Source organism: Glycomyces terrestris, from assembly GCF_003933745.1.
GTDB lineage: Bacteria > Actinomycetota > Actinomycetes > Mycobacteriales > Micromonosporaceae > Glycomyces > Glycomyces terrestris.
In genome coordinates, this window is the sequence record NZ_RSEB01000004.1 from 330,991 (window position 1) to 356,105 (window position 25,115).

General features: G+C 75.0%; 31 protein-coding genes. 15 read left to right on the top strand and 16 right to left on the bottom strand.

Annotation, left to right across the window (positions count from 1 at the left end; translation table 11 throughout):
- Positions 1–46: 46 nt before the first annotated feature.
- Positions 47–1,039: a tyrosine-type recombinase/integrase gene (locus tag EIW28_RS15595; RefSeq protein ID WP_125248637.1), complete on the bottom strand. Its 993-nt coding sequence runs from the start codon at positions 1,037–1,039 to the stop codon at positions 47–49.
- Positions 1,040–1,158: 119 nt separating this feature from the next.
- Here EIW28_RS15595 and EIW28_RS15600 point away from each other — a divergent pair, with 119 nt between their 5' ends.
- Complete coding sequence (locus EIW28_RS15600; protein WP_125248638.1) at positions 1,159–1,578, top strand: secondary thiamine-phosphate synthase enzyme YjbQ; 420 nt, start codon at positions 1,159–1,161, stop codon at positions 1,576–1,578.
- Here the strand turns inward: EIW28_RS15600 and EIW28_RS15605 are convergent.
- A complete protein-coding gene (locus EIW28_RS15605) occupies positions 1,575–2,534 on the bottom strand; it encodes an aldo/keto reductase (protein WP_232014001.1) in 960 nt (319 codons plus the stop codon). The genes EIW28_RS15600 and EIW28_RS15605 overlap by 4 nt on opposite strands.
- Positions 2,535–2,636: 102 nt before the next feature.
- Between EIW28_RS15605 and EIW28_RS15610 the strand changes: the two genes are divergently transcribed.
- Entirely contained in the window at positions 2,637–3,011 is a 375-nt protein-coding gene (locus EIW28_RS15610) for a MerR family transcriptional regulator (RefSeq protein WP_232014002.1), read from the top strand.
- 49 nt (positions 3,012–3,060) lie between these two features.
- Positions 3,061–3,795: a nucleotidyltransferase domain-containing protein gene (locus EIW28_RS15615; RefSeq protein ID WP_125248639.1), complete on the top strand. Its 735-nt coding sequence runs from the start codon at positions 3,061–3,063 to the stop codon at positions 3,793–3,795.
- 87 nt (positions 3,796–3,882) lie between these two features.
- Here the strand turns inward: EIW28_RS15615 and EIW28_RS15620 are convergent, their stop codons facing one another.
- Positions 3,883–4,380: a tetratricopeptide repeat protein gene (locus EIW28_RS15620; protein ID WP_125248640.1), complete on the bottom strand. Its 498-nt coding sequence runs from the start codon at positions 4,378–4,380 to the stop codon at positions 3,883–3,885.
- An 11-nt stretch (positions 4,381–4,391) separates the two neighbouring features.
- Positions 4,392–5,153: a hypothetical protein gene (locus EIW28_RS15625; RefSeq protein ID WP_125248641.1), complete on the bottom strand. Its 762-nt coding sequence runs from the start codon at positions 5,151–5,153 to the stop codon at positions 4,392–4,394.
- 22 nt (positions 5,154–5,175) lie between these two features.
- Between EIW28_RS15625 and EIW28_RS15630 the strand changes: the two genes are divergently transcribed.
- Positions 5,176–5,847, top strand: coding sequence for a maleylpyruvate isomerase N-terminal domain-containing protein (locus EIW28_RS15630; protein WP_125248642.1), 672 nt, complete (start codon positions 5,176–5,178; stop codon positions 5,845–5,847).
- Here EIW28_RS15630 and EIW28_RS15635 read toward each other — a convergent pair.
- The gene (locus EIW28_RS15635) at positions 5,844–6,533 is read right to left on the bottom strand and encodes an HNH endonuclease family protein (protein WP_158630420.1); all 690 of its coding nucleotides are present in this window, start codon (positions 6,531–6,533) and stop codon (positions 5,844–5,846) included. The two genes, EIW28_RS15630 and EIW28_RS15635, sit on opposite strands and share 4 nt — an antisense overlap.
- A 143-nt stretch (positions 6,534–6,676) precedes the next feature.
- Here EIW28_RS15635 and EIW28_RS15640 point away from each other — a divergent pair, with 143 nt between their 5' ends.
- From EIW28_RS15640 to EIW28_RS15650, 3 genes are all read left to right on the top strand, one after another.
- Positions 6,677–7,216: an AAA family ATPase gene (locus EIW28_RS15640; protein ID WP_125248644.1), complete on the top strand. Its 540-nt coding sequence runs from the start codon at positions 6,677–6,679 to the stop codon at positions 7,214–7,216.
- Positions 7,217–7,280: 64 nt separating this feature from the next.
- Entirely contained in the window at positions 7,281–8,438 is a 1,158-nt protein-coding gene (locus EIW28_RS15645; protein ID WP_125248645.1) for a WD40/YVTN/BNR-like repeat-containing protein, read from the top strand.
- A complete protein-coding gene (locus EIW28_RS15650) occupies positions 8,435–8,716 on the top strand; it encodes a MoaD/ThiS family protein (RefSeq protein WP_125248646.1) in 282 nt (93 codons plus the stop codon). The genes EIW28_RS15645 and EIW28_RS15650 overlap by 4 nt, the downstream gene beginning before the upstream one ends.
- A gap of 54 nt (positions 8,717–8,770) precedes the next feature.
- Here EIW28_RS15650 and EIW28_RS15655 read toward each other — a convergent pair whose 3' ends face one another.
- Positions 8,771–9,169, bottom strand: coding sequence for an FKBP-type peptidyl-prolyl cis-trans isomerase (locus EIW28_RS15655; RefSeq protein ID WP_125249036.1), 399 nt, complete (start codon positions 9,167–9,169; stop codon positions 8,771–8,773).
- Between the two features lie 245 nt (positions 9,170–9,414).
- On the opposite strand from EIW28_RS15655, the gene EIW28_RS15660 reads away from it, so the two are divergent.
- A complete protein-coding gene (locus EIW28_RS15660; protein ID WP_125248647.1) occupies positions 9,415–10,014 on the top strand; it encodes a rhomboid family intramembrane serine protease in 600 nt (199 codons plus the stop codon).
- Positions 10,011–10,235, top strand: a complete 225-nt coding sequence (locus tag EIW28_RS15665) for a hypothetical protein (protein ID WP_125248648.1) — start codon at positions 10,011–10,013, stop codon at positions 10,233–10,235. The genes EIW28_RS15660 and EIW28_RS15665 overlap by 4 nt, the downstream gene beginning before the upstream one ends.
- 248 nt (positions 10,236–10,483) lie before the next feature.
- Here the strand turns inward: EIW28_RS15665 and EIW28_RS15670 are convergent, their stop codons facing one another.
- Entirely contained in the window at positions 10,484–10,915 is a 432-nt protein-coding gene (locus EIW28_RS15670; RefSeq protein WP_125248649.1) for a VOC family protein, read from the bottom strand.
- Between the two features lie 298 nt (positions 10,916–11,213).
- On the opposite strand from EIW28_RS15670, the gene EIW28_RS24275 reads away from it, so the two are divergent.
- Positions 11,214–12,296 (top strand): hypothetical protein, encoded by a 1,083-nt coding sequence (locus tag EIW28_RS24275; RefSeq protein WP_158630421.1) that lies wholly within the window; start codon positions 11,214–11,216, stop codon positions 12,294–12,296.
- 77 nt (positions 12,297–12,373) lie between these two features.
- On the opposite strand, the gene EIW28_RS15680 is transcribed toward EIW28_RS24275, so the two are convergent.
- Positions 12,374–12,961 carry a DinB family protein gene (locus tag EIW28_RS15680; RefSeq protein ID WP_125248650.1) on the bottom strand — a complete coding sequence of 196 codons (588 nt, stop codon included), beginning with the start codon at positions 12,959–12,961 and terminating at the stop codon, positions 12,374–12,376.
- A gap of 29 nt (positions 12,962–12,990) precedes the next feature.
- Positions 12,991–13,290 carry a putative quinol monooxygenase gene (locus EIW28_RS15685; RefSeq protein ID WP_125248651.1) on the bottom strand — a complete coding sequence of 100 codons (300 nt, stop codon included), beginning with the start codon at positions 13,288–13,290 and terminating at the stop codon, positions 12,991–12,993.
- A 63-nt stretch (positions 13,291–13,353) separates the two neighbouring features.
- On the opposite strand from EIW28_RS15685, the gene EIW28_RS15690 reads away from it, so the two are divergent.
- A complete protein-coding gene (locus tag EIW28_RS15690; protein WP_125248652.1) occupies positions 13,354–14,103 on the top strand; it encodes an SAM-dependent methyltransferase in 750 nt (249 codons plus the stop codon).
- A 64-nt stretch (positions 14,104–14,167) separates the two neighbouring features.
- Here EIW28_RS15690 and EIW28_RS15695 read toward each other — a convergent pair whose 3' ends face one another.
- The 3 genes from EIW28_RS15695 to trhA form a co-directional block, all read right to left on the bottom strand.
- Positions 14,168–14,608, bottom strand: a complete 441-nt coding sequence (locus EIW28_RS15695; RefSeq protein WP_125248653.1) for a DoxX family protein — start codon at positions 14,606–14,608, stop codon at positions 14,168–14,170.
- Positions 14,609–14,701: 93 nt separating this feature from the next.
- Positions 14,702–15,085 (bottom strand): DnaJ family domain-containing protein, encoded by a 384-nt coding sequence (locus tag EIW28_RS15700; RefSeq protein ID WP_125248654.1) that lies wholly within the window; start codon positions 15,083–15,085, stop codon positions 14,702–14,704.
- Positions 15,086–15,126: 41 nt separating this feature from the next.
- Positions 15,127–15,786: a PAQR family membrane homeostasis protein TrhA gene (trhA, locus tag EIW28_RS15705; RefSeq protein WP_125248655.1), complete on the bottom strand. Its 660-nt coding sequence runs from the start codon at positions 15,784–15,786 to the stop codon at positions 15,127–15,129.
- 116 nt (positions 15,787–15,902) lie between these two features.
- Between trhA and EIW28_RS15710 the strand changes: the two genes are divergently transcribed.
- Positions 15,903–17,099 (top strand): cation:proton antiporter, encoded by a 1,197-nt coding sequence (locus EIW28_RS15710; RefSeq protein ID WP_125248656.1) that lies wholly within the window; start codon positions 15,903–15,905, stop codon positions 17,097–17,099.
- Between the two features lie 72 nt (positions 17,100–17,171).
- Complete coding sequence (locus EIW28_RS15715; RefSeq protein WP_125248657.1) at positions 17,172–17,690, top strand: DUF2269 domain-containing protein; 519 nt, start codon at positions 17,172–17,174, stop codon at positions 17,688–17,690.
- Here the strand turns inward: EIW28_RS15715 and EIW28_RS15720 are convergent.
- Positions 17,617–18,759, bottom strand: a complete 1,143-nt coding sequence (locus EIW28_RS15720) for a glycosyltransferase (protein WP_125248658.1) — start codon at positions 18,757–18,759, stop codon at positions 17,617–17,619. The two genes, EIW28_RS15715 and EIW28_RS15720, sit on opposite strands and share 74 nt — an antisense overlap.
- 139 nt (positions 18,760–18,898) lie before the next feature.
- Here EIW28_RS15720 and EIW28_RS15725 point away from each other — a divergent pair, with 139 nt between their 5' ends.
- Entirely contained in the window at positions 18,899–19,807 is a 909-nt protein-coding gene (locus tag EIW28_RS15725) for a hypothetical protein (RefSeq protein ID WP_125248659.1), read from the top strand.
- Here EIW28_RS15725 and EIW28_RS15730 read toward each other — a convergent pair.
- Positions 19,773–20,516 (bottom strand): helix-turn-helix domain-containing protein, encoded by a 744-nt coding sequence (locus EIW28_RS15730; RefSeq protein WP_125248660.1) that lies wholly within the window; start codon positions 20,514–20,516, stop codon positions 19,773–19,775. The two genes, EIW28_RS15725 and EIW28_RS15730, sit on opposite strands and share 35 nt — an antisense overlap.
- A 161-nt stretch (positions 20,517–20,677) precedes the next feature.
- Between EIW28_RS15730 and EIW28_RS24280 the strand changes: the two genes are divergently transcribed.
- A complete protein-coding gene (locus tag EIW28_RS24280; protein WP_158630422.1) occupies positions 20,678–21,364 on the top strand; it encodes a hypothetical protein in 687 nt (228 codons plus the stop codon).
- Between the two features lie 574 nt (positions 21,365–21,938).
- Here the strand turns inward: EIW28_RS24280 and EIW28_RS15740 are convergent.
- Positions 21,939–22,451, bottom strand: a complete 513-nt coding sequence (locus tag EIW28_RS15740; RefSeq protein ID WP_125248661.1) for a LuxR family transcriptional regulator — start codon at positions 22,449–22,451, stop codon at positions 21,939–21,941.
- On the bottom strand, positions 22,451–24,883 hold the full coding sequence (locus EIW28_RS25420) for a LuxR C-terminal-related transcriptional regulator (RefSeq protein ID WP_197717298.1): 2,433 nt from the start codon (positions 24,881–24,883) through the stop codon (positions 22,451–22,453). The genes EIW28_RS15740 and EIW28_RS25420 overlap by 1 nt, the downstream gene beginning before the upstream one ends.
- Between the last annotated feature and the right edge of the window lie 232 nt (positions 24,884–25,115).

A 25,115-nucleotide genomic window follows, 5' to 3' on the forward strand; every position in this document is an offset into this window, starting at 1 on the left:
TCAAGGGTGCCCGCCGGGTGCGACAGCGGCTAGCCAGAAATCGACATCACGATTCGGGCAGCTGGAGGCGGTCGACCGCTTCGCGGGAGCGGCGGGCGGGGCGGCGGTCGTAGCGGGCGGTGGTGGCGGGGGAGGCGTGCCCGACCAGGGACTGGGTGATGGCCAGGTCGACGCCGGCGTCGAGGAGCTCGCCGATGAACGTGCGGCGGAAGTCGTGCGGGGTGTGGCGGCGCTGCCCGGCCTCGACCAGGCGCTTGGTGAGCAGGTCGGCGATGGCCTGCCCGGTCATGCCCGACAGCTGGTTGCCGGTGCGGCGCAGCTTCCCGGCCTTGTTGATCGGGCAGAACAGGGCCCCGGGGGTGTTGCCGCGCACGGCCATCCACCGGTCGATGCGGGCCTGGGCGGCCTCGGTGACGTAGACGGCGCGCTCCTTGTTGCCCTTGCCGACGATGCGGATGGCGCGCTCGGCCGGGTCGTAGTCGGCCAGGCGCATCGAGGCGATCTCGCTGCGGCGGCACCCGGTGGAGTAGAGGGTGGCCAGGACGGCGGCGTCGCGGGCGCCGGCGGGGCCGGGGTCGGCGTCGCACGCGTACAGGGCCGCGCCGAGCGCGTCGGCGTCGACCTGCTGGCCGACCGGGAGGCGCTGGGCCTTGACCGGCTGGAGGTCGCAGGCGCGCTGGTAGTCCTCGGCGGCCATGAGGTCGAGGCGCCAGGCCTCCTTGAGGACGCGGCGCAGGGCCGCGAGGTGCTTGTTGACGTACGCGCCGGACCAGCCGGCGTCGATCATGGCCGCGCGCAGCCGGGAGGTGTGCTCGTAGCGCAGCAGGTGCCAGGGCTGGCCCTCGCCGGTGGTGTCGGGGTCGCCGGACAGGAGCTGGGCGATGCGGTCGAGGCACCCGCGCATGGTGCGCCGCGACTCGGCCGAGCCGAGCGAGTCGAGGTAGGCGCGGTACGGGTCGGCGCCCGGGGCGACGGCGACCGTCTGGTCGCTCCAGTCGATGCCCGCCAGTGCGTTCCCCGCTGCCCCGCTGCCTGCCATGCACCCCAGCCTAAACGACGGGTCCGGCCGTCCGGGCGGGCCCGCCGGCAACCGTTCGCGTCCCGGTAAGGCCCGGCTCACCGCCACCGGTCGCGGTGGGGCATGGCAGGATCGCCCCTATGAGCCCGGCGTTCCACACCACGACCCTCGAGGTCCACACCGGACGGCGCGAGACCGTCCGCAACCTCACCGGCGAGTGCGAGGACTTCCTGTCCTCCATCGGCGCCCGCGAGGGCCTGCTGAACGTGTTCGTGCCGCACGCGACCGCCGGGATCGCGGTCATCGAGGCCGGCGCCGGCTCCGACGAGGACCTCCTGGACGCCCTCGGGGAGCTCCTGCCGCGCACCGACCGGTGGCGCCACCAGCACGGCTCGATCGGGCACGGCCGCGACCACGTCCTGCCGGGCCTGGTCGCCCCGCACGCGACGCTCCCGGTGGTGTCCGGACGGCTCGCCCTGGGCACGTGGCAGTCGGTGCTCCTGGTGGACACCAACCGCGACAACCCCGACCGGACCGTCCGGCTCACCTTCCTCGGCTAGGCCGCCGCGCTCATGCGCCGCCACTGCTCGGGGTCGAGCTTGAGCGCGACCCCGGCGGCGGCCTCCTCCAGCTGCGCCACCGACGACACCCCCACCAGGGGGATGACCGGCGCGTCGTGGCCGGCCAGCCACGCCAGCACCACCTGGTTGCGGGTCGCGCCCGTCTCGGCGCACACCTCGTCCAGGACCCGCAAGCGCGCGTCGGTGCCCGGGTGCGCGTAGTGCTCCCCGAGGGGCTTCTTCACGTACGCGCCGGACAGGAGCGAGGAGTACGCCAGCAGCGCCGTCCCCGGCGTCTGGGCCACGTAGTCGAGGTCCTCGGGGGAGGCGTGCACGTGCCCGCCCTCGGGCAGGACCGCCTCCGGGCGCGGCTTGAGGTACGAGTACCGGTTCTGCATCGCGGTGTACGCGGCCGCGCCCGCGGCGGCCGCCGCGGACCGGGCCCGCTCGACGCGCCACGCGGTGTGGTTGGAGGCCCCGACCATGCGGGCCTTCCCGGCCCGCACCGCGTCGTCGAACCCGGCCACGGTCGACTCCAGCGGCGTCTCCCGGTCGTCGCGGTGGGCCCAGAACAGGTCCACCCGGTCGGTGCCGAGCCGCGCCAGGGACTCGTCCAGGGCCGCGCCGATCCGCTCGCGCGAGAGCGGCTCGGAGTGCTCCAGGCCCCCGCCGGGGAAGGACGGGCGCCGCCCGGCCTTGGTCGCCAGCACCACCTCGTCGCGGTTCCCGCGCGCCGCGAACCAGCGGCCCAGCAGCAGCTCCGACTCGTCCCCGGTGCCGCCCTCGATCCAGAACATGTAGCAGTTGGCGGTGTCGATGAAGTTCCCGCCCAGCTCCAGGAACCGGTCCAGGATCGCGAAGCTCGTCGCCTCGTCCTGCACCCCGCCCAGCGCCATGGCCCCCAGGCACAGCCGCGACACGCCGACACCGTCCGGGCCCAATGCGATCCGCTCCACGGCGGACCCCCTCTCTTCTCGTGAGACTTCGCCACCGACGCTAGGACCTGGAGTGGACTCCAACGCAAACCCGCAGGACACGGCCGGGTATCCTCGATCGACGTGGACACCACCGCCGCACCCGCGTACACGATCGGCGAATGCGCCCGCCGCTCCGGCTTCACCATGGACACGCTGCGCTACTACGAGCGCATCGGCCTCATCGGCGACATCGCCCGCACCGCCACCGGCCAGCGCCGCTTCAGCGACGACCACCTCGAATGGCTCGGGGTCCTCAAATGCCTGCGCGACACCGGCATGCCGGTCGAGCAGATGCACCGCTTCGCGACCCTGGTCCGCGCCGGCGACCACACCGTCGCCGAGCGCATCGCGCTCCTGGAGGCCCACAAGGAGGCCGTCGACGCCCGCATGGACGACCTCGCGGCCAAACGCGACTACCTCCTCGGCAAGATCGACTACTACCGGTCCCTGCCGTAGGGGGGAAAACGCCTCGACGCCGCGCCGGGCCCTCGGCCATACTCCGGCGATGGACCACCGCGCGCACGCCCTCGACATCGCCCGCCGCTTCACCGCCGGCCTCGACGACGCGGCCGGAGTCGCCCTCGTCGGCTCGGTCGCCCGCGGCACCGACCACCCCCACTCCGACATCGACCTCATCGCCGCCGCCGACACCCGCCCCGGCACCACCGTCCACCACGTCGAGGGCCGCATGGTCACCCTCACCCGCAAGACCCCCGCCGACCTCGCGGCCGCCTTCACCCACCCGTGGGAGGCCGGCGCCGCCGTCCCCGCCTGGCGCTCCGCCCTCATCCTGCGCGACAGCGGCGAGGCCCTCGCCGGCCTCCAGGCCCGCGCCCGCGACTGGACGTGGGACGCCATCGCCGACGCCTGCGACCGGTGGGCCGCCGCCGAACTGGTCGGCCTCGCCGAGGAAGTCCACAAGATCCACGGCATGCTCGCCCTCGCCCGGCCCCGCGCCGCGGCCGCCAACCGGCTCCTGCTCGCCCTCAGCCTGGCCGCCCCGCTCGCCGCCGCCGGCCGCGTCTCCTACGAATCCGAGAACGACCTGTGGGACAACGTCGCCGCCGCCGAAGGCCCCGCCTGGGCCCGCGCCTGGGACCTCGCCGCCGGCGTCGCACCCGCCGGCCACGAGGCCGGCTGCCGCGCCGCCCTGGACCTGTACCGGCACGCCGCCGACCGCCTCATCGACCACCTCGACGCGAACGGCCGCGCCGTCGTCGACACCGCCCGCCGCCTCTGACCGGCACCATCCCGGACGCACCGCCCCCACCGCACACGACGAACCGGGCCCCGCCGCCCCGCAGCGGACCCGAGCACCCGGCCCGGGTCAGTCCACCGGATCCAGCCCCACCAGGCCCCGCGCGTAGTTCACCGTCGACCGCTGATACCGCGGCAGATGCGGGGCCAACGCGACCAGCGCCACCGACAGGCCCTCCCGGTCCCGGCCCAGCTTCGCCAGCGTCAGCGCCTCGCACATCGCCAGAGCCCCGTCGTACTCGTCCGACCCCCGCTCGCGCTCCTCGGCGATGACCGCCAGCGCCCGCTCCGGACTCCCCGTCTCGCGCAGCGACGACGCCAGCTGGATCGACACGCGCCGGCGCCGCACCCCGCCCAGCCCGGCCGCGAGCGCCCGCTCGTAGTAGCCGACCGCGGCCTCGGTGAACCCCGTCGAGTCGTGCGCACTGGCGACCTCGAACAGCCCCACCGGGTCCTCCGGTCCCCGCTCGGCGGCCAGGTCCCGCATCGCCTGCACGAACTCCTCGCGGCCCATCTCGTCCAGCCGGTCCCACAGCGCGGCGCAGCGCGCCTCCCAATCAGCGTCCATAGCCGCGAACCCTACCCCCGGGCCGGGTCGAGCCCGTCGCCGAGCGCGCCCAGCGCCGCCAGCAGCACCAGCCGCTCACGCGCGTCCAGCGCCTCGTAGACGGGCGCGTCCCGGCGGTTCGTCTCGGCCTCGATCGCGTCCCGCTCCACCCCGGGCGCCATCGCCTCGATCCCGGCCGCCGTCAACCCCGCACCCCTCCAGGCCGCCCGGTGCGCGTCCGCCCGGTGGTGGCGCAGCGCCTCCAACCGCGCGACCAGCGCCCCCGGCCCCGGCGTCCCCGCCGGCTCCCACGAGGGCGCGAACGCCGCGAACACCGGCCCGCCCGACACCCGCCCGGCCTCCACCAGCCGCGCCACCAACGGCAGCGCCGCCTCCACCGCCCCCAGCCCCGCCAAGCCCGGGTTCGGCCGCCACGACCACAGCCGCTCCGCGGCCGCCCCCAGCGCCCCCGCCACCGCTTCGGCCAGCCCCCGGCCCGCCGGCGTGAACCGCCAGCAGCCCTCCGCCCGCTCCACCAGGCCCCGCGCCTCCTGCTCGGCGGCGTCGAACGGCAGGTACACCATCCGCTCGGCCACCACCGCCTCCGGCACCGGACGCGCCAGCAACGCGTACACCAGGTTCATCTCCAGGCCCGGCACCAGGCCCAGCGGCGCGTACAGCTCCTGCACCGCCGGCCGCGACGCCAACCGGACACCCACGTGCAGCCGGTCGACCACCGGCCGGACCAGCGCGGCGTACTCCTCGAGCGGATGATGCGGCAACACGACCTCCAAGGCGCGGTTAGGATCGACCCCCATGATGCCACCCGCACCGCTCACCGCGCTGGCCGCCGAGACCGCCCGGATGTCGTTGGCGCTCACCGAGATCACGACCTGGGACGCCCCCACCCGGTGCGTCCCCTGGGACGCGGCCGCGCTCACCGCGCACGTCACCGGGGCGATCGCGCGCCTCGACGCGATGCTCGACGCGCCCGAGCCGGCCGCGGCCGCCGTGGACGCCGCCGGCTACTACACGCCCGACGCGCGCTTCTCACCGGAGGTGAACGTCGTCCGCGTCGACACCGCGGCCCGGGCCGGCGCGGCCGGGGGAGCAGCGGTCGCAGCCGACTTCGACGCCACCTGCCACCGCGTCCTCACCCGCTGCGCCGCACAGGACCCCGGCCGGCGCGTCACCACCCGCCACGGCGACCCGATGACCCTGGACGACTTCCTCACCACCCGCATCGTCGAGGCCGCCGTCCACGGCATCGACCTCGCCGACGCCGTCGGCGCGCCCCGCTGGACCACCCCCGAGGCGCAGCAGACCGTCACGTTCCTGCTCCTGGGGCCCGGCTGGGCGACCGCCCTCGCCTCGCTCGGCCTGGACCCGGTGGCGTTCATCGCCAAGGCCACCGGCCGGGACCCGTTCGCGCCCGGCGAGCGCGCGGCCGCCGAGGCCGCGGGCCTGCGGCCGCTGGCGTTCGGCTAGCAGGCGCCGGCGTACTCCAACAGCGCGGCCCGCTCGGCCTCGTCGACCGACAGCGCCCACTCCCGCTTGACCTCGACCCACGCCCACACGTACGCGCACCACACCGTCTCGTCCTCGGGCATCCACTCGGCCGGGTCCTGGTCGGACTTGGACCGGTTCGAGGAGGCGGTGACCGCGATGAGGTGCCACGCGTTGCCCAGCCAGTTCGCGTACGACTGCCGGTCCTCGGTCGTCCAGTCGACCGCCCCGGACCCCCACGCCTCCTTCAGCGGCACGAAGTGGTCGATGTCGACGTCGCCGGAGGCGGTGACGGTCTCGGCGTCGTACATCGACACCCATTCGCCGGTCATCGCCTCCCCGCAGTCGGCCTCGGTGAGCGCACCCGACCGGTCCTGGGCGACCAGGACGTCGTCGCGGGCGTCGCAGCCGTTCCCGTCGTCGTCCCGCCAGTGCGGGAACAGGGACCGGTCGTAGCCCTCGTCGCGCTCGGCCGCGACCTCGAGCGCCTCGATGTCCGCCACCAGCGCCGCACCGTCCACAGTGACGGTGAACGGGGCGGTGTCGCTGAACTCGGCCCCGACCTGGGAGCCGGTGCCGTCCCCCGACACCGGGTCGGAGGCGGCGTCGCCGAGCGCGTCGGACAGCTCCGAGCAGCCCGACGCCAGCAGCAGCACGATGGGGGACAACAGCACGGCAAAGCGGGAGGCGCGCATCACACAAGTCCTCACAAGAGCGACGGGCGGGGGAGGGCGCCGCGGCGCCCGGGGTGTCCGCAACGTAACACGAACGCGCGCCCCGCGACAGGCCCGGCCCTGCTACATTCCCCCGAATGATCGTCTGGCTCAACGGCGCGTTCGGCGCCGGCAAGACCACCACCGCGCGCGTCCTCCAAGACGCCCTCCCCGCCCGCGTCTTCGACGCCGAACACATCGGCCATCTCCTGCGCGGCATCATCGGCGACCTGCCCCACCGCGACTTCAAGGAGTTCCCGCCCTGGCGGGCCCTCACCGTCGCCACCGCCCGCCACGTCCTCGACTACGCCGGCGGCACCCTCGTCATCCCGCAGACCGTCCTCGAAGCCCCCATCTGGACCGAGCTCACCGACGGCTTCGACCACCACGGCATCCCCCTGCACGCCTACACCCTCCACACCGACCGCACCACCTTCGCCCACCGCGTCCACCACGACCGCGACGAACCCACCGCCCTCCAATGGCGCCTCGACCACCGCGACCCCTACGAACAGGCCCTCCACACCTGGCTCGCCGACGCCACCACCGTCATCGACACCACCGCCCTCACCCCCGCCCAGACCGCCGCCCGCATCCGCGACCACCTCCAACCCGCCCGAAACCCCGGAACTCCCTGAAAACGTCACACCCCGGCGTCACCATGAGGACGACAGCCACACACGCACGGCAAAGGAGCCCGCCATGGCCTACCTCGTCCTCATCGGCACCCGCAAAGGCCTCTTCACCGCCACCAGCGACGACCGCGTCCACTGGACCGTCGACGGCCCCGCCAAACTCGACGACGACGGCTTCACCGCCGTCGCCGAGATCTACGCCGCCGCCTGCGACCCCGCCACCGGCCGCATCCTCATCGGCGCCTCCACCTTCTTCGGCCCCAGCATCTGGCGCTCCGACGACCACGCCCAAACCTGGCACGAACCCGAGAACGCCCCCATGTCCTTCCCCCAGGACCTCCCGTACCGGCCCCTCGACTTCTCCGACACCGCCGGCCTCGACCAACCCGACAGCCCCGAGACCAACACCGTCAAACGCATCTGGCAACTCGCCTTCGGCCCCGGCCAGCGCGTCTGGGCCGGCGTCGAACCCACCAGCCTCTGGACCTCCGACGACGGCGGCCAGACGTTCACCTTCAACCAGGCCCTCTGGGACCACCCCCAGCACACCACCTGGGCCTCCGGCGCCGGCGGACCCGCCGTCCACACCATCGTCACCCACCCCGGCGAACCCGAGAAACTCACCGTCGCCATCTCCTCCGGCGGCATCTACCAGACCGACGACGACGGCCGCACCTGGCGCGGCATCACCAAGGGCATCACCGTCGACTACGCCCCCGACGAAGCCCCCGAATCCGGCCAGTGCATCCACAAGGTCACCCGCGACGCCGACGGCACCCTCTTCGTCCAAAGCCACGGCCCCGCCTACCGCTCCAACGGACCCGACGGCGGCTGGACCAACATCTCCGCCACCCTCCCCTCCAACTTCGGATTCGCCATGGTCGCCCACCCCACCCGCGCCGGCACCGTCACCGCCTGGCCCGTCGGCGAATCCATGGACCGCACCCCGCCCGGCGCCCGCATCGCCGCCTGGCGCACCACCGACGGCGGCGACACCTGGCACTCCTGGTCCCACGGCCTCCCCGACGAGGACTACTACGGCACCGTCATGCGCGACGGCGCCTGCACCGACGGCGACCCCGACGACCCCGGCTGGTACTTCGGCACCCGCTGCGGCGACGTCTGGGCCGCCGCCGACGACGGCCACTGGCACCAGGTCGCCGCCCACCTGCCCGACGTCCTCTGCGTCCGCGCCATGACCGTCCCCGCCAAGGACACCCCGTGACCCACGACGTCAAGATCCCCGCCGCACTCGCCTCCGAGTGCGGCGGCGCCCGCCACCTCCACGTCGACCTCCCCGAGGACGCCACCCTCGCCGACCTCCTCGACGCCGTCGCCGCCACCCACCCCCGCCTCGCCCGCCGCCTGCGCGACGAATCAGGCCGACTCCGACGCTTCGTCAACGTCTACATCGGCGACGACGAATCCCGCCGCCTCCAAGGACTCGCCACCCCCCTCGCCGGAAAGGAGATCCAGATCCTCCCCTCCATCGCCGGAGGCTGAACACACCGCAGCGGGGCCGCCCCCAAAAGGGACGGCCCCGCCGCAACAAGCAGACTACGAACGCCCGTTGATCGACACCACGTCGACCACGAACACCAGCGTCTCATTCGGACCGATCACCCCGCCCGCACCCGCCGCACCATACCCCAGCTCCGGCGGAATCACGATCAGACGCCGGTCACCGACCTGCGCCCCCATCAACCCGTCATTCCACCCCTGAATCACCGGAGCCGACCCCAACGGCGACACCGAGAACGGCTGCGCCCCCCGGTTCCACGACGCGTCGAACTCCTTCCCGTCCGACCAGTTGAACCCCGCGTACTGCACCGCGACCGAATCCCCGGCCACCGCCTCAGCACCCGAACCCTCCACCACATCGTGCACGAACAACCCCGCCGGCGCCGCCGCATCCGGCACCGTCACCACCGGCCGCGAACCCGTGTCCTCCGACACCGACACCTCGACCCCGTCACCGATCTGCACCACGTCCACTTCCCCTTCCTCCGCGCCGCCCTCAGCGGCACCACAACCGGCCAGCAGCACCGCACCCGCGGCCGCCACCGGCACCACCAACCTCAACAGCCTAAGCACCACCGCGCGAACCTACCACCCAGACCCCCACACCCCACCCCACACCCGCCACCCCGCCCAACGACTACCCTTCACACCACCACCCGCGAACCCACACGAGGAACCCCATGACCCTCCCCGCCCCACCCCACCGCCCCCCGCACCCCCTGCGCCGCGCCCTCACCCTCTGGGGCGCCCTCATCGCCCTCCTCTGGGCCGTCCTCGCCGCCGACCTCCTCCACCCCGCCCACCTCATCGCCTGGGGCATCACCCCCCGCACCCTCGACGGCCTCCTCCCCGGCATCCTCATCGCCCCCTTCCTCCACGCCGACGCCGCCCACCTCGCCGCCAACACCGTCCCCCTCACCGTCATGGGCGTCATCTGCGCCCTCCGCGACCGCGCCGGCATGTGGACCGCGCTGGCCGTCTCGCTCCTCGCCTCCGGTCTGGGCGTGTGGCTGACCTCCCCGGCGCACTCGGTGACCGTCGGCGCCTCCGGCGTCGTGTTCGGCCTCTTCGGATACCTGCTCGCACGGGGCCTGTTCATGCGCAAGCTCGGCGACTTCCTCATCGCCCTGCTCATCGTCCTCGTCTACGGGTCCCTCATCTGGGGCGTGCTGCCCACGAGCCCGTTCGTGTCCTGGCAGGCGCACCTGTTCGGGTTCCTCGGCGGCATCGCCGCCGCCGTCCTCGTCGCCCGCTCCCGCCGCGCGAAGGCCGCCGAATGAGCGCGCCCACCGGATTCACCTGGCGCGAGCGCGGCGACGGCACCGTCGTCATCACCCACCGCGGCCGCCCGGCCGCCACCCTCCGCGGCGCCCGCGCCGCCACGTTCCTCGCCGAAATCGACAGCGGCGACCCCCAGCTCGTCATGGCCCGCTGGACCGGCGCCTACAAGTTCGGCAACGAACGAACCGCCCGCAACCACCCCCGCAACCAGCGCCGATAACCCCCGCAGGGGGCCCGTCCTCGACGGCCTTGGACTGGTAGCGCCCGCGGTTCAAAGACTCGGACGACCACCTACGACCGGGGGAGCAGCCCAACCCCGCCTAGTCCGCCGCACCCTCGCCGCGCTGGCCCTCACCCGCCTCTCGTTCTGGCGTGTGGGCCGCGGCCTCAGCTTGCTGACATTCCCACAAGCAACGGTGGGCGGGACCCAGGTCCCGCCCACCGTCTCACGCGCGCTCGCGCCCGCCTTCAGGCGCCGGGGGAGGCGCCGGGGGACTGGCCGCTCGAGATGTTCACCATCCAGCCGATCCCGAACCGGTCCACCAGGGCCCCGAACTCGTCGCCCCACATCTGCCGCTCCAGGGGGATGTTCACCGACCCGCCCGCCGCGAGCCCTTCGAAGTACCCGCGCAGCTCGTCGCCGTCGTCGCCCGAGAGGCTGATCGCGATGTTCTGCCCCGGCTCGTACGGCATCCCCGGCGGCGTGTCCGACGCCATCACCGTGTACCCGGCCGCGGACGTCAGCTGCGCGTGCATCACCTGCTCCGCCGGCGCGTCCGGCACCCCCGACTCCCCGAACGTCATCACGTTCAGCTCACCGCCGAGCACCGACTGGTAGAACTCCATCGCCTCCCGCGCGTTCCCGTTGAACGACACGTACGGATTGAGGATCGAACCCATCAGAGACTCCTTCCGTCCGATCTCCCGCCATCGTCGCAGCGCGCACCCCGCCCGGCAGCCGAATCCCCGAACCCCGCACCCGCCCGCCGGCCCCGGACGGCCAGCGCGGGCCGATCGCGCCGAAAGGGCCACCGACCCGACGAACCCCGGCCCGCGATCCGGTGGGCCGAAGCAGGGCCCGACGATACATAACTTGCGGGAACGGCACTTCTCGTGAGTTATGTGCAGGCGGGCGACACACCTGTTTTTTGATTATTTAAATATCAATACCGGAAATAAATAATGTTAGGATGTGGGCATGACGAAAACAGATGGAACCTCCCAGGCCGGCCCGAAGCTCGTGACGCTCTGCAAGCGGTGCGGGACGCCGATCCCGCAGCAGCCCGGCCGCGGCCGCCCGCGCCTGTACTGCGCCGACGGCGACTGCGCCTCCCAGGCCAAGCGCCAGCGCGAGCTGCGCCGCGCCACGCCCGGGCTCGAGGGCGCGCTGGCGCGGGCCGAGGAGCTGTACGAGCAGATCGAGCAGTCGATGACGTCGGCGCTGGCGCCCCTGGCGGAGGCGCTGCGCGCGGAGACCGATCCGGCGGAGGTCGAGGCGCGGATCGCGGAGGTCCGGTCGGAGGCCGCGAGCGCGGTGGCGGCGGCGCGGGCGGAGCGGGACGAGGTGGCGTCGCGGGCGGCGGCGCTGCGGGAGGAGCTGGCGGCGGCGCTGGCCGAGGCCGAGCGGGTGTCGGCGGCCGCGGAGGCGAGTGAGGCGCGGGCGCGCGAGGCGGTGTCGGCGCGGGTGTCGGCGGTGAAGGAGGCCGAGGCGGCCCGGGAGGAGGCGTCGCGGGCGCTGGCCGAGGCGGCGGCGGCGGTGGCCGAGCGGGACGCGGCGCTCGAAGCGGCCGCGGAGGCGCGTGAGGAGGCGGCGGGGGCGTTCGCGGAGCGGGAGGCGGCGCTGGGGGCCCGTGCGGAGGCCGAGCGGGCGGCGGCGTCGGCGCGCGGTGAGGCGGAGTCGGCGCGGGTGCGGGCCGACCAGGTGGCGGCGGAGGCGGCCGAGGCGCTGCGGGCCGGTGAGGCGGCGCTGGAGCGGGCGGAGGCGCGGGTGTCGGCGGTGATGGTCGAGCGCGACGGGGAGCGGTCGCGGGTGGAGTCGCTGCTGGCGGAGTTGGCGGTGGCGCGGCGGGATGCGGAGCACGCGTCGGCGGCGGCGGTGGAGCGCGCGGAGGCGGTGTCGCGGTTGCAGGCGGAGTTCGCGGACGCGGTGGCGGATCAGCGGGTGCTGGCGTCGCGGTTGGCGGCGGCGGAGGCCGCGGTCGCGGAGGTGCGCGGTGAGGCGGCGTCGTGGCGGGAGCGGGCGCTGGCGGCGGAGGCGCGGGCCGGGGGCGCGCGGGAGTAGTGCTGCTCCCCCGCGCCGGCGCGTGGGGGTTTTGTCTGGTTCGGGGCCCGGCGGATGCCGGGCCCCGTTCCTGTTTGCTATGCGGCCGCTTCGCGGGCGGCCTGTTCGATCTGGGCGCGGTAGGCGGGCCAGTCGATGTCGTTCTCGCCGGGGAGGTTGGGGTTGGCCGCGGCGAGGCCGGCGGCGCCGTCGATGGTCTCGCGGACGATGTCGGCGTGGCCGGCGTGGCGGTTGGTCTCGGCGATCATGTGGACGAGGATCTGGTGGAGGGTGACGGTGGCGCGGTCGGCGGGCCACCAGGGGACGGTGCCGGTGGCGTCGAGGTCGAGGTCGTCGATGACGGCGTCGGAGTGGCCCCAGACGCGGCGGTAGAAGCCGGTGATGTACTCGGTGGTCTCCTCGGGGGTGGCCCACATCTCGATGTTGGGGACGGTCTCGATGAGGGGGAACCAGGCGGGCGGGTCGGGCAGGGGGCGGTCGAAGCAGTCGCCGAAGTAGCCGGCGTCGGTGGAGGCGACGTGCTTGACGAGGCCGAGGAGGTTGGTGCCGGTGGGGGTGAGGGGGCGGCGGAGGTCGTACTCCCCCAGGCCGTCGAGTTTCCACAGGAGGGATTCGCGGGCGGTCTGGAGGTAGCGCTTGAGGGTCGTCTTGGCGTCGTCGGTCATGGGTGCGAGTGTGGCACCCGGGTGCGACGTCAGAGGTCGATGGGGCGGGATTCGAAGACGCGGACGTCGGCGGGGCGGGCGCGGTAGGCGTCGAGGGCCGCGGAGCCGGCGGTGTGGTGGGGTGCGGCGAGGTGGGCGTCGAGGGCGGCGCGGTCGGTCCACTCCTCGACGCAGACGAACGCGCCGGGTTCGGTGAGGGACTCCCAGCAGGCGTAGGCGAGGCAGCCGGGGTCGTGGGCGAGGGTGGACTCCTGGAGGGCGGTGAGGCCGGCGCGGTAGGCGTCGGCGTGCTCGGGTCGGGCCCAGACGTAGGCGTGCACGGTGATCATGGCGGTGAGGGTAGCGGGTACCGGTGTCGCGGGCGGCGGGCGGCTGCTGCTACGGTCCGGGCGATGACTGCTCATGACGGGCCGGCACGGTACGGCCATCTCTACTGCAACTCCCCCATCGCCGACTGGCGGTTCGACCGGCAGGTGGCCGAGTGCGCGGCGTTCGCGCCGCAGACGATCCTCGACATCGGGTGCGGGTGGGGCGAGCTGATCCAGCGCGTGACCGAGCGGGTCCCGGGCGCGAGGGCGGTGGGGATCGACTCGGACGTGGAGCTGCTGGAGCGGGGCCGGGCGGGTGCGGTGCGGCGCGGGATCGCCGACCGGCTCGAGTTCGTGGAGTACCGGGGCGAGGACTGGACGGAGCCGGCGGACCTGGTGGTGTGCATCGGGGCGGCGCACGCGTTCGGGACGGGCGCGGACGCGGTGGGGGCGCTGGCGAAGCTGGTGAAGCCCGGCGGGCGGCTGCTGTTCGGCGACGGGGTGTGGGAGCGGGTGCCGACGGAGGCGGAGCTGGCGGCGATGTGGCCGGGCACGGGCGCCGGGGACTGGCTCCTCCTGCCGGATTTGGTGGATGCGGCGGTCGCGGTCGGGTTGCGGCCCTTGCGGGTCGAGTCGGTCGAGCGGCACGAGTGGGACGACTTCGAGTCGGCGTTCTTGGCGGACAAGGAGGTCTGGTTGCAGGCGAATCCGGGTCATGCGCGGGCCGCGGAGGTGCGGGAGCAGGCGGATGCGCATCGTGCCTGGTGGCTGCGGGGGCATCGGGGTCTGCTCGGGTTCGCGTATCTGACGTTGGGGCGCGCGGTAGCGTTATAGGTGTGGGCACGGCCCGGACCCGGTGGGGGTCCGGGCCGTTTCTCGTCTGCACCCCCGGGCCGGTCTAGAGGGCGGCGAGGGCGCAGAGGGCGATGAAGAGGACCTGTTCGGCGGTGCGGATGCCGAGGGGGGTGGCGGGTTTGCCGGCGAGGGGGACGCCGCGGCGGGCGGCGGAGTAGTTGGCGGGGTACATGGCGGCGAGGAGGGCGGCGAGGCAGATCGCGGCGGCGGTGGCGGTGGCGGGGATGAGGAGTCCGGCGGCGCCGGCGAGTTCGAGGGCGCCGGTGAGGGCGACGAGGGCGGCGGGTGCGGGCAGGCGCGGGGGGATCATGCGGATCATGTCGTCGCGGAACGTGGGGACGAAGTGCACGGCGCCGGTGAGGGTGAACATGGCGGCGAGGCCGATGCGCAGGCACAGCTGCCAGTCGTCGAGGGCGTCGGCGCCGAGGAGGCCGGTGAGGCGGGCGAGGAGGGTGGCGGCGGCGAGGGTGATGACGGGGGCCATTGGGTGTGCTTTCCGGTGGCGGGCGCGAACCCGGTCTTGACAGTGTCAAGTTAAGGATGCACCGAAAACTAGACACTGTCAAGTCTGGTGTGGTTACCGGCGGGAGCGCCAGGCCGCGACCGCCTCGTCGGCGTCGATGAGCCCGAACCGCAGCGGCGGGCCCTCCACCGGGCCGATCAGAGCCTTGCGGATGCGCTCGTTGAGCTCGGCGATCACGGCGCGCACCTCCCCCTCGTCGGCCAGCGCGTCGAGTCGTTCGGGGAGGGTCTCGCGTTCCTTGGAGAGGCGCAGGGCGGGTGGGAGGGCGTCGAGGCCGAGGTTGTCGCGGGTGGCCTGCTGGTGGAGCCACCAGTCGTCGTGGAGGGGGCGGTCGAGGCCGGGGAGGGGTTTGCCGGCGCCGGGGAGGTTCTTGAATTCGCCGCGGGCTTCGGCTTCTTGGATGGCGCGGTCGACGCCTCGGGCTTGTCGGTCGCTCATGGCGGCGCTCCCCTCGGGTGGTGGTGCGGCCATGGTATCGGTCAGGTGGTGTGGAGGACGAGGGCGACGGCGGTGAACTGGGTGGTGTAGGCGGCGATGGTGAGGGCGTGGAAGACCTCGTGGAAGCCGAACCAGTGGAGGGAGGGGTTGGGTCGTTTGAGGGCGTAGACGATGCCGCCGATGGTGTAGAGGATGCCGCCGGTGAAGATGAGGATGGTGGCGGGGAGGCCGGCGCCGGCGGCGAGTTGGGGGGTGACGGTGACGGCGGCCCAGCCGAGGGCGATGTAGAGGGTGGTGTAGAGCCAGCGGGGGGCGTTGTGCCAGAGGATGCGGAAGGCGACGCCGAGGGCGGCGCCGGTCCAGATGGCGGTGAGGAGGGCGGTGCGGGGGGTGCCGTGGAGGGCGAGGGCGGCGATGGGGGTGTAGGTGCCGGCGATGATGAGGTAGATGTTGGCGTGGTCGAGTCGTTTGAGGACGGCGGTGGCGCGGTCGGTGAGGGTGGTGCGGTGGTAGAGGGCGGAGATGCCGAAGAGGGCGGCTGAGGTGGCGGTGTAGATGGCGGCGGTGGTGCGGCCGGCGGGGGTGGGGGCGGTGGCGGTGAGGGCGAGGCCGGCGAGGAGGGCGAGGGGGAAGGCGGTGAGGTGGAGCCAGCCGCGGAGGCGGGGTTTGGGGAGGGTGGTGATCGCGGGTGCCAGTGCCATGGTTCGAGGCTACGTCCGCATGCTACTGGTCGGTAGTGTCGCTGCTCCCCCGATCGGTGGGGGGTTTAGGCCCCGTTTGGGCGGTCGCGGGGGTCTGGGGGGTTTAGGCTCCGGCCGTGGAGTGGGACGGGTTGTCGGTGCAGGTGGTGGTGCTGGCGATGGCGGCGGTGGCGGCGCCGTTGCTGGTGGATCGGTTGGAGCGGTGGGTGCGGCTGCCTGGGGTGGTGGTGGAGATCGTGCTGGGGGTGGTGATCGGGCCGCAGGTGCTGGGGTTGGTGGCGACGGGGCCGTTGTTGGAGGTGGTGTCGCAGCTGGGGTTGGCGATGCTGTTCTTCCTGGCGGGGTATGAGGTGGATTTCCGGGCGGTGCGGGGGCGGCCGATCGTGGCGGCGTCGCTGGGGTGGGTGGTGTCGTTCGGGTTGGCGCTGCTGGGGTTGTGGCTGGTGGGTGCGGGGGCGGCGGTGTTGATCGTGGCGATCGGGTTGTGTTCGACGGCGTTGGGGACGATTCTGCCGATCGCGCGGGATTCGGGGCTGCTGGCGGGTCCGGTGGGGCCGCATCTGATGGCGGTGGGGGCGGTGGGTGAGTTCGCGCCGATCGCGTTGTTGGCGTTGTGCTTCTCGGAGGGGGCGCATTCGGGGCGGACGACGCTGGTGATCGCGTTGGCGGGGTTGGCGGTGGGGGCGGCGGCGTTGGGGTCGCTGGCGCGGTCGGCGCGGGTGTCGCGGTTGCTGTCGGCGACGTTGGGGACGAGTGCGCAGTTGGCGGTGCGGTTGTCGGTGCTGGTGCTGTTGGCGGCGGTGTTGTTGGCGGCGGAGATCGGGGTGGACATCGCGTTGGGGGCGTTCGCGGCGGGGGTGTGCATGCAGGTGCTGCTGTCGGCGTTGGACGAGCGGGAGGAGGTGCTGGTGCGGTCGAAGTTGGACGGGATCGGGTTCGGGGCGGTGGTGCCGGTGTTCTTCGTGTACACGGGGGTGGCGTTCGATCTGGACGAGTTGCTGGGGTCGCCGGTGGCGTTGGCGTTGATTCCGGTGTTCTTGGTGGCGTTCGCGCTGGTGCGGGGTGTGGTGACGTGGGTGGGGGCGCGGGGTGCGCTGGTCGGTGGGGAGCGGGGTGCGCTGGGGGCGTTCGCGGCGACGCAGCTGCCGATCGTGGTGATCGCGTCGTCGACGGCGGCGGAGCGGGGTCTGGTGGACGAGGCGGTGGCGGCGGCGATGGTGGGGGCGGCGATGGTGTCGGTGCTGGTGTTCCCGCTGGTGGGGTTGAAGTGGGCGCGGCGGGACACGGCGGCGGTGGCGGCCGGGCCGATCTAGGCGGTGGGGCGTAGGGGTGGATACGCTGCGCCGCTGATGCGCGGGTGGGGGCGGGGGCGCGATGGTGGGGTCATGTTCAAGCTTCGCCGCCGGTCGTACCGGTTCTTCGTCATCGCGCACGTCGCGTCGTCGGTCGCCTGGCTCGGGTTGAGCCTGTGCCTGCTGGTGCTGGGGGTGCGGGCGGTGACCACTGCGGATCCGCGGGTGCAGTTCGCGGCGGGGTCGGCGATGGACGCGCTCGCGTCGGCGCTCGCGGTCCCGCTGGGTGCGGTGGCGCTCGTGACGGGCGTGGTGCTGATGCTGGGGACCCGGTGGGGTCCGTCGTACAAGTGGGTGCTGGTCAAGCTGGTGGCGACGGTGGCGGCGTATGCGGCGACGGTGTTGGCGCTGCGTCCGGGCCTGGCCGCGACGGCGGCGGTGCTGGACCCGGCCCGGTTGCAGGTGCTGGACGACCAGTCGGTGGCCGGGCCGGTGGTGTCGTCGGTGGTGTACCTGGGTGCGACGGTCCTGTCGTATGTCAAGCCGTGGGGACGGGTGGGCGGGCGGGGCGCGCCGGCCCGAGGACGAGTGCCCGCCCGTAGTGCTCGATGAGCGCGTCGCCTTCGGCTTCCCAGGTGCGGCCGCGGACTTTGAGGCGGCCGCGGCGGCCCCATTGGCGCAGGACGTCGCGGCGGCCGGCGAGGTCGGCGACGAGGGCGGCCAGCGCGGCGGGGTCGCCGGCGGGGAAGTGGGTGCCGTCGACGCCGGGGTCGACGAGTTCGGCGGCGCCGCCGGCGTCGACGGCGAGGACGGCGGTGCCGGAGGCGTGGGCTTCCTGGATGGTCTGCCCGAACGTCTCGAACGGTCCGGTGTGGACGAACAGGTCGAGGGAGGCGTACAGGCGGGAGAGGTCTTCGCCGTGGAGGGCGCCGAGGAACGACGCCTGCGGCAGGGTGCGTTCGAGGGCGCGGCGGCGGGGCCCGTCGCCGGCGATGACCAGGCGCACGCCGGGGAGGGCGGCGACGCCGGCGAGCCAGTGGAGCTGCTTCTCGCGGGCGAGGCGGCCGACGTAGCCGACGAGGAGCTCCCCGTCGGGGGTGAGGGCGTCGTGGAGGGTCTGGTCGCGGAAGTCGGGGTGGAAGCGGGCGGTGTCGACCCCGTGCGGGAGGACGGCCACGGACCCGATGCCCTGGGCGGTGAGGGAGCGGGCGGTGCAGTCGGAGAGCGCGAGGTTGACCGCGGCGCGCGAGTGGATGGACTTCAGGCGCTTCCACACGAGCTGTTCGAACGCGGTGAGGTGGTAGGCGCGGGTGTAGGCGGGCAGGTCGGTCTGCCAGACGGCGACGGCGGGGACGCCGCGGCGCTCGGCCCAGGCGGCGGCGCGGGCGGTGTACCCGAAGGGGCTGGCGAGGTGGACGACGTCGGGTTTGTGGGCGTCGAGGGCCTCGTCGAGGGCTTTGGTGGCGAGTCCGGCGCGGAAGTGCCGGTAGGCGGGCAGGCGCACCGAGGGCACGTGGACGACGGGCCAGTCGAAGACCGGGCGGGGCCCGGGCCCGGGGGCCGGGGCGATGACGACCGGTTCGATGCCGCGCGAGGCCAGATGCGCCGCGGCCCGCGCGACGGAGCGGGCGACGCCGTTGATCTGCGGCGGGAAGGACTCGGTGACCAGTGCGACTCTCATGACGGGAGCATAAAGGCGCAGGTGGGCGGAGGAGGGAATTGGACGTGTCGCGGGTCTGAACCGCAGCCGATATTCGCGCCCGGGAGCGTGGCCGATTCGTGCAAGACCGGGGCGGGCGGCGGCCTCTAGCGTGGGGGGCATGGGATTTCTGGAGGAGGCGGCGGCCGGTCGGGCCGCGCAGTTCGTGTGGCGGACCGGGGGCCTGGTGGACCAGCGGCGCATGGCGCTGCTGACGGGGGCGGGGACGGCCGCGGGGGTGCGGGAGGCGGTGTTGGCGCACCGCACCGGGGACGGCGGGTTCGCGTTCGCGATCGAACCGGACGTCAAGGGCCCCCAGGCGCAGCCGCTGTCGGCGATGAGCGCGCTCGAGATCCTGGCCGAGGCCGGGGTCCTCGACCAGGCGACCGGGGCCGGGGTGTGCGACTGGCTGGCCCGGCACACCGCCGCGGACGGGGGTGTGCCGGACCTGCTGGCGTCGATCGCGGCCTATCCGCACCCGCCGTGGGTGCAGGCCCCGCCGCAGGACCGGGGCGGTCTGCTCACGACCGCCCGGACCGCGGGGGTGCTGCGCGCGGCGGGGGTCGAGCACGCGTGGATCGAGGGCGCGGCCGCGTTCGCCCGGGCCCGGATCGACGCGTTGGAGGCGACGCACCCGTACGAGGCGTTCTCGATCATCGCGTTCCTGGGGTCCGAACCGGACCGGGCCTGGGCCGATCGGGCGGCGGCGCGGGTGCGGGACCTGGTGCGCGACACCTGCGTGGTGCTGGACCCGGCCCGGATGGACGAGGCCGAGGCGCCCGCGGGGTACGCGCCGGGCGAGCACCACGTCGCGTGCGACTTCGCGCCCGGCCCCGAGAGCGCCGCCGCGGCGTGGTTCACCGCCGCGGAGCTGCGGGCCTCGCTCGAGCACCTCGCCGGCGAGCAGGCCGGGGACGGGGGCTGGCCGATCCACTACCGGCGCTGGCATCCGGGGATCGAGCAGCAGGCCCGGCCCGGGTTCACGGTGCGGGCGGTCAGGACGCTGCGGGCGTGGGAGGGCCGGGTGTAGCGGTCGGGGGCCGGCCGGACCAGCGGCGCACCTGCCGGGACAGGTGCGCCTGGTCGGCGTACCCGGTCTCGGCCGCGATCCGCGCCCACGCCGGCCGGCCCTCGGCGCCGGCGGCGGCCGTGGCGCGGCGGAACCGCAGCACCTGCTCGAGGGTCTTGGGCCCGTACCCGGCCGCGTCCTCGACGCGGCGGCGCAGCTGCCGCTCCGAGAACCCGAGGTCGCGCGCCAGGACCGGCAGGCGCGGGGGCCGGGCCCGGTCCAGGGCCCGGGCCGCGGCCAGCGCGACCGGGTCGGGCCCGTAGGGGCGGGCGGCGAGCGCGGCGGCCAGGAGCGCGGCGATGCGCCACGGGTCGGTCTCGGCTGCGGCGGCCGCGGCGAGGCCGGCGGCGTCGCCCGGGTGCAGGTCGGCCAGGAGCGGCTGCGCGTCGCGGACCGCGGTGGCCGGGACGGGGCCGAGGAGGACGCGGGCCGCGCCGGGGCGCAGGCGCACGCCGGCGATCACCTCCCCCGGGGCGAGGACGGTCGCGCGCGGGCCGGTGTCGGGGCCGGCGATCTCCAGGCGCCCGGCGCGCCACAGCAGGTCGGTGCAGGCGTCGGGGACGATCCGGACCGCTTCGGCGGCGGGGGCGCGGCGCACCCACAGGCACGGCGACCAGTCCCGGGCCGCGGCCGGCGCGGGCCGCTCCTCGTATGCGGGTGCGGTGTCCACGCCTCCGACCGTAGCGCGGGGCGCCGACACGCGGCGGCGGCGCGCGCGACTCGGGGGGCGGGCCAGTGTCGGACCCCGCGGGTAGGTATTGGAGGATGCAGACCAGTTCACCGGGCCGCATCCGCAAGGGCGGCCTCCGAACCCATGTGAAGGAGCCCCCGATGTCACTGTCGAGTGCCGACATCGCCCATCTCGAATCGGTGCTGGCGCAAGGGAAGAAGCCCAAGGTGGTGTTCACCGACGCGGCCGGGCAGGTCGCCGGCCGCACCGGCAAGGTCGTCGCGCTCGACCCGGCGGGCGTGGACGACTTCGTCCACGTCGCCTTCGGCTCCGACGAGCTGTCGTTCTCCGCGGCCGAGCTGCGCCTCCCGGCCCCCGGCGAGGGGGCCCGCCGCGCGGCCGCCCCGCGCCAGCGGACCCAGGCGCCCGCGGGGCCGGGCCTGCTGCCCGACGACCCCGAGCCGACACCGAAACCCGTAGTGAGCGAGAGGAAACCCGTGACCGAACCCGAGACGCCCAAGCCGGCCGCCGCCGCTGTCGAGCCGGTGAAGAAGAAGGCGGCCCGGCCGCGGGCCGCCGCGGCCAAGCACCCCGAGCTGACCGTCACGTTGACCTATGAGGACGGCGAGTGGTCGGTGGCGGCCACGCGCGGGGCCCGCACGGTCGTCAAGGGCGCCAAGGTCGCGCACCCGAACGCGCTGGCGATGTGCCAGGCCGCGGGGTCCGACGAGGTCGCCGAGGTCGTCTCGGAGGTGGTCGAGAAGATCCGCTCCGAGGCCGCCGAGGAGGCCGCGCGCCTGCGCCGCCAGCTCGAGGAGGCCGAAGCGCGCCTCGCCGAGCTCAAGTAAGCCGCGTCCGCGGAGCCGACGGGCCCGGACGCCGACCCTGTGCAGGGGCGGCGTCCGGGCCCGGCCGTCTGTCTGTCTGTCTGTCTGTCTGTCTGTCTCCAGTGTCCGGTCCCGTCTGCGGTCGGGCGCGTCGGATCGCGGCCGGGGCGGCGGGGGCCGCGCGGGTGTGGCACGGGCCCGTACAGCGGGGACGCGAACGCGGGGACTGCTGCGGGGCCGGTGGGTGCGGTTCGGCGCGGCCGCGAAGCGGCCGGGGCCCGGTGCTCACCGGCGCGCCGCCCGCGGCGGCGCGGTGCGCTTCGGCACTGCGCGCCCGAACACGGCCGGGGCGGGCACGGGCCGGTGCCGAGCTCGGGCTGCGCGCAGCCGCGGACCTGCGCAGCACCGCTGCGGCACCCGCAGCCGGGCCGCGCCCGGCCGCCGCACCGGACGAACCACCGGGGCAGGGCGAGAGGCGCCGCCAGGCGGCCGTCGCGCCGAAGACCATCCTGCCGGTCACCTCCGACATTTCCGGGCTCCTCCCCCACGGCGGACTCGCGACAGCGACAGCGAGGGGCCGGGCGGGGCCGCGGTGTCAGTCGCGGGCGTGCTTGATGTAGATCATGACCGCTTCGCGGGTCGTCTTGACGCCCAGGGACTGGCGGGCGGCGGCGATGCGGCGGTTGGCGGTGCGCAGCGACACGAACTCGGCCTCCGCGGCCGCCGCGATCGTCGACCCGGCCGCCAGGCGCGCCAGGAGCGCGCGCTGCTCGGCGTCCAGGTCGAGCCCGTCGGCGGCCTCGGCCTTCCCCGGCGTCACCCCCAGGGGCCCGACCCGGCGCAGGTCCGCGGCCAGGTTCAGCGCCAGCTGCCCGGTGGCGACGGCGATGATCCCGGCCCCGCGCGCGGCCGCGAGCACGGCCTGCGAGGCGGTGTGGTCGTCGCCGACCTGCCCGTGGCACACCAGGCGCCGCTCGGCCAGGTCCCACGCCGGCTCCAGCAGCGCGAACCCGCGGTGCGCCGACCAGCCCGCGGCCGCGCACCGGCGCACCAGCGCCTCCGCCTCCCCCGCCGCGGCGACCACGTGCAGCGGGACCTGCTCGCCCATCACGAACCACCGCCCTCGGCCGTGCCGGCGGTCAGCAGCACGGCCGCTTCGGTGCGGGTCTTCGCGCCGAGCTTGCGCATCCCCGAGCGGATGTGGGTCTCCACGGTCTCGGCGGTGATCCCCAGGATCTCGGCGATGCGCCGCGACGGGTGCCCGGCGGCGACGTGGCGCAGCACCTCGGCCTCCCGGTCCGTCAGGCCCCCGCCGCCGCGCGCCGAGCGGCGGTCGCGGCGCACGTCGTGCTTGCGCAGGCCCCGGCGGGCCCGCCCGGCCAGGACGATCAGGCCGTGCTCGTCGGCGATCCGCTCGGCGGCCTCCAGGGCCGCGACCGCGGCCTGCGGCTCCCCCGAGTGCGCGGCCAAAGCGAGGAGGCAGCGGACCTGCTCGCGGGCGGCCAGGCCGTCCCACGCGGACGCGGCCTGCGCGAACGGGCCCGGGGCGGCCTTGTCCCACGCGGCCAGGGTCGTGGCGACCGGCGCGGGCCACGGCGCGGCCTCGGCCGCGACCGGTTCGGTCCCGGTGTCGTAGGCGATCCACCGGCCGGTGATGTGCGCGAGCCCGCCGACCAGGCCCGGCCGGGCGTCGGGGGCCTCGGGGCCGGGCTGGCCGTCGAGCCACGCGGTCTCGTGCTCGAGCCAGGCGACGAGCCCGTCGAGGGCGGCCGGGGCGTCGTGTAGGCGCGACAGGCGCGCCCGGGCCGCGCCGAGGGCGCCCGTGTCGGCCTCGGCGAGCGCGATCGACGCGGCGATGAGCGTGTCGGCGACCGCCGGGAGGGCGTGGTCGGCCAGGGACTGGGCCGCGGCGATCACGTTGTCCAGGCCCGTGCCCGACAGGACCAGGCACCAGGCGGCCGCGGCCAGGAACCGCGTCTGCCACGAGTAGGCGCCGTCGGCGCCGGCTCGGTCGGCGGCCTCGTGCGCGACCGCTTCGGCCTCGACCAGGCGGGCGGCGTCGGCCAGGGCGATCACGCGCGACCACGCGCACCAGGCTGCGGTCGTCGCGTCCCCCGCCGCGCGCGCCAGTGCCTCGGCGGCCGCGAGCGCGTCGGGGTCGGCGCCGGCGAGCGCGGCGGCGAGCCCGGGGTGGTCGATCCGGTCGTAGGAGGCGCGGACGGCGGCGGCGAGGTCGTCCCGCTCGTGCGCGGGCGCGCACAGCAGCCGCAGCTGGTCGGTCTCGGGGCCGGCGGGCGCCTCGGCGAGGGCGGCGCGCGCGGCGGGGGCCTCGCCGACGGCCAGGAGCGCCCAGGCGCGCACGATCGCGGTCTCCCCGGCCGGGTCGGGGGCGCGGTCGAGGACGGCGAGCGCGGCGTTGGTGCGCCCGGCTTCGAGGGCGGCGCGGGCGGCGGCGACGGCGTGGGCGCCGTCGAGTTCGGCCGCGAGCAGGAGCGCTTCGGCCCGGGTCTGCGGGGAGGCGCCCTCGGCGGCGGCGAGCGCGGCGGCGAGGGCGCGGGCGGCGAGGCCGGCGGCGTGGGCGTGGCGGGCGGACTCGACGCCGGTCGTGGCGTCGGCGAGGTGCTCGTGCATGGACCGGCGGGCCTCGGCGTCGAGGATGCCCGCGGCGATCTCGGCCATCCACGGGGAGGCCGGGCGCAGGAACGGGCCTTCGGGGACGGCCAGGCCGGCGTCCTGGAGGATCGGGGCGCCCTCGCCGAGCAGGCTCGGGTGCGCCGGGCGCCCGAGCAGGCCCAGGACGGCCAGGGCGGTGCGCCCGGGCCGGGGCAGGTCGGCGATCGCGGCCGCCGCGGCGGAGGCGGGGTCGCCGGGCGCGCCGGGGTCGGGGTCGCCGCCGCCGGCGTGGGCGGCGCGCTTGGCGAGCGCGGTGAGCGCGAGCGGGTTGCCGCCGGCGCGGGCGGCCAGGGCCGCGGCCCGGGCGGGGGGCAGCGCGGGCGCGCACTCGGCGACCAGGGCGGCGGCCTCGGCGTCGGTCAGGTCCGGGACGGGCACGACGGTGGCGGCGTCGAGGAGGCGCGCGAGGGCGTCCTCGCCGAGCCGGTTGGGGATGCGCAGGGCCGCGGCGACCGGGAGGCGCTCGGCCAGGACCGGCAGGACCGCGAGCGTGGCCGCGTCGCACCACTGGAGGTCGTCGATGACGAGCAGGCCCCCGCGGGTGCGCGAGTAGACCGCTTCGGCCAGGAGCGGGAGGTCGCCGGCGGGCATGCGGGCGCGGGTGGCGCGTTCGAGCGCGAGCGCGGGCTGGCCCGAGAGCATCGCCAGGCCCCCGCCGGCGTGCACGGGCCGCTTGGAGGCGCGGGCGAGCCGCTCCAGGAGCCGGGTGCGGCCGGACCCGGGCGGGCCGGTGACGACCACCAGGCCCGGGCCCGCCAGCGCGCCGGCCATGGCGCGCAGTGCATCGTCACGGTTCTCGACCCCGGCCGGTCGGGGCGTCGAGGCGACGCGGGGCGCCAGTCCGGGGGTGGGCGGCGGGGGGGCCAAGGGGGCTCCTAACGCTGTGGCACGAATGGGGGAGGCGGCCGGGCGGCTGCGGTTTGTAGTCTTTCGTTGTCGACGGATCGCCGACGCCTCTCATGATATTGCGGAAGCTTCGATGCCGCAGACCGGCGTCCGGCGGCCCGAAGTGCCGCAGACCGGCGCAGGCCCGGACTATCGGGACCGACGAGGCTACAGGAGAGGGCGGTCACGGGGACCATGGTGGCAGGACAACTCA

Excerpts from the sequence above, each read along its gene's own strand:
- EIW28_RS15595 (WP_125248637.1), bottom strand. The coding sequence starts at position 1,039 with ATGGCAGGCAGCGGGGCAGCGGGGAACGCACTGGCGGGCATCGACTGG.
- EIW28_RS15600 (WP_125248638.1), top strand. The coding sequence starts at position 1,159 with ATGAGCCCGGCGTTCCACACCACGACCCTCGAGGTCCACACCGGACGG.
- EIW28_RS15615 (WP_125248639.1), top strand. The coding sequence starts at position 3,061 with ATGGACCACCGCGCGCACGCCCTCGACATCGCCCGCCGCTTCACCGCC.
- EIW28_RS15620 (WP_125248640.1), bottom strand. The coding sequence starts at position 4,380 with ATGGACGCTGATTGGGAGGCGCGCTGCGCCGCGCTGTGGGACCGGCTG.
- EIW28_RS15630 (WP_125248642.1), top strand. The coding sequence starts at position 5,176 with ATGATGCCACCCGCACCGCTCACCGCGCTGGCCGCCGAGACCGCCCGG.
- EIW28_RS15640 (WP_125248644.1), top strand. The coding sequence starts at position 6,677 with ATGATCGTCTGGCTCAACGGCGCGTTCGGCGCCGGCAAGACCACCACC.
- EIW28_RS15645 (WP_125248645.1), top strand. The coding sequence starts at position 7,281 with ATGGCCTACCTCGTCCTCATCGGCACCCGCAAAGGCCTCTTCACCGCC.
- EIW28_RS15660 (WP_125248647.1), top strand. The coding sequence starts at position 9,415 with ATGACCCTCCCCGCCCCACCCCACCGCCCCCCGCACCCCCTGCGCCGC.
- EIW28_RS15665 (WP_125248648.1), top strand. The coding sequence starts at position 10,011 with ATGAGCGCGCCCACCGGATTCACCTGGCGCGAGCGCGGCGACGGCACC.
- EIW28_RS15670 (WP_125248649.1), bottom strand. The coding sequence starts at position 10,915 with ATGGGTTCGATCCTCAATCCGTACGTGTCGTTCAACGGGAACGCGCGG.
- EIW28_RS24275 (WP_158630421.1), top strand. The coding sequence starts at position 11,214 with ATGACGAAAACAGATGGAACCTCCCAGGCCGGCCCGAAGCTCGTGACG.
- EIW28_RS15680 (WP_125248650.1), bottom strand. The coding sequence starts at position 12,961 with ATGACCGACGACGCCAAGACGACCCTCAAGCGCTACCTCCAGACCGCC.
- EIW28_RS15685 (WP_125248651.1), bottom strand. The coding sequence starts at position 13,290 with ATGATCACCGTGCACGCCTACGTCTGGGCCCGACCCGAGCACGCCGAC.
- EIW28_RS15690 (WP_125248652.1), top strand. The coding sequence starts at position 13,354 with ATGACTGCTCATGACGGGCCGGCACGGTACGGCCATCTCTACTGCAAC.
- EIW28_RS15695 (WP_125248653.1), bottom strand. The coding sequence starts at position 14,608 with ATGGCCCCCGTCATCACCCTCGCCGCCGCCACCCTCCTCGCCCGCCTC.
- EIW28_RS15700 (WP_125248654.1), bottom strand. The coding sequence starts at position 15,085 with ATGAGCGACCGACAAGCCCGAGGCGTCGACCGCGCCATCCAAGAAGCC.
- trhA (WP_125248655.1), bottom strand. The coding sequence starts at position 15,786 with ATGGCACTGGCACCCGCGATCACCACCCTCCCCAAACCCCGCCTCCGC.
- EIW28_RS15715 (WP_125248657.1), top strand. The coding sequence starts at position 17,172 with ATGTTCAAGCTTCGCCGCCGGTCGTACCGGTTCTTCGTCATCGCGCAC.
- EIW28_RS15720 (WP_125248658.1), bottom strand. The coding sequence starts at position 18,759 with ATGAGAGTCGCACTGGTCACCGAGTCCTTCCCGCCGCAGATCAACGGC.
- EIW28_RS15725 (WP_125248659.1), top strand. The coding sequence starts at position 18,899 with ATGGGATTTCTGGAGGAGGCGGCGGCCGGTCGGGCCGCGCAGTTCGTG.
- EIW28_RS24280 (WP_158630422.1), top strand. The coding sequence starts at position 20,678 with ATGTCACTGTCGAGTGCCGACATCGCCCATCTCGAATCGGTGCTGGCG.
- EIW28_RS15740 (WP_125248661.1), bottom strand. The coding sequence starts at position 22,451 with ATGGGCGAGCAGGTCCCGCTGCACGTGGTCGCCGCGGCGGGGGAGGCG.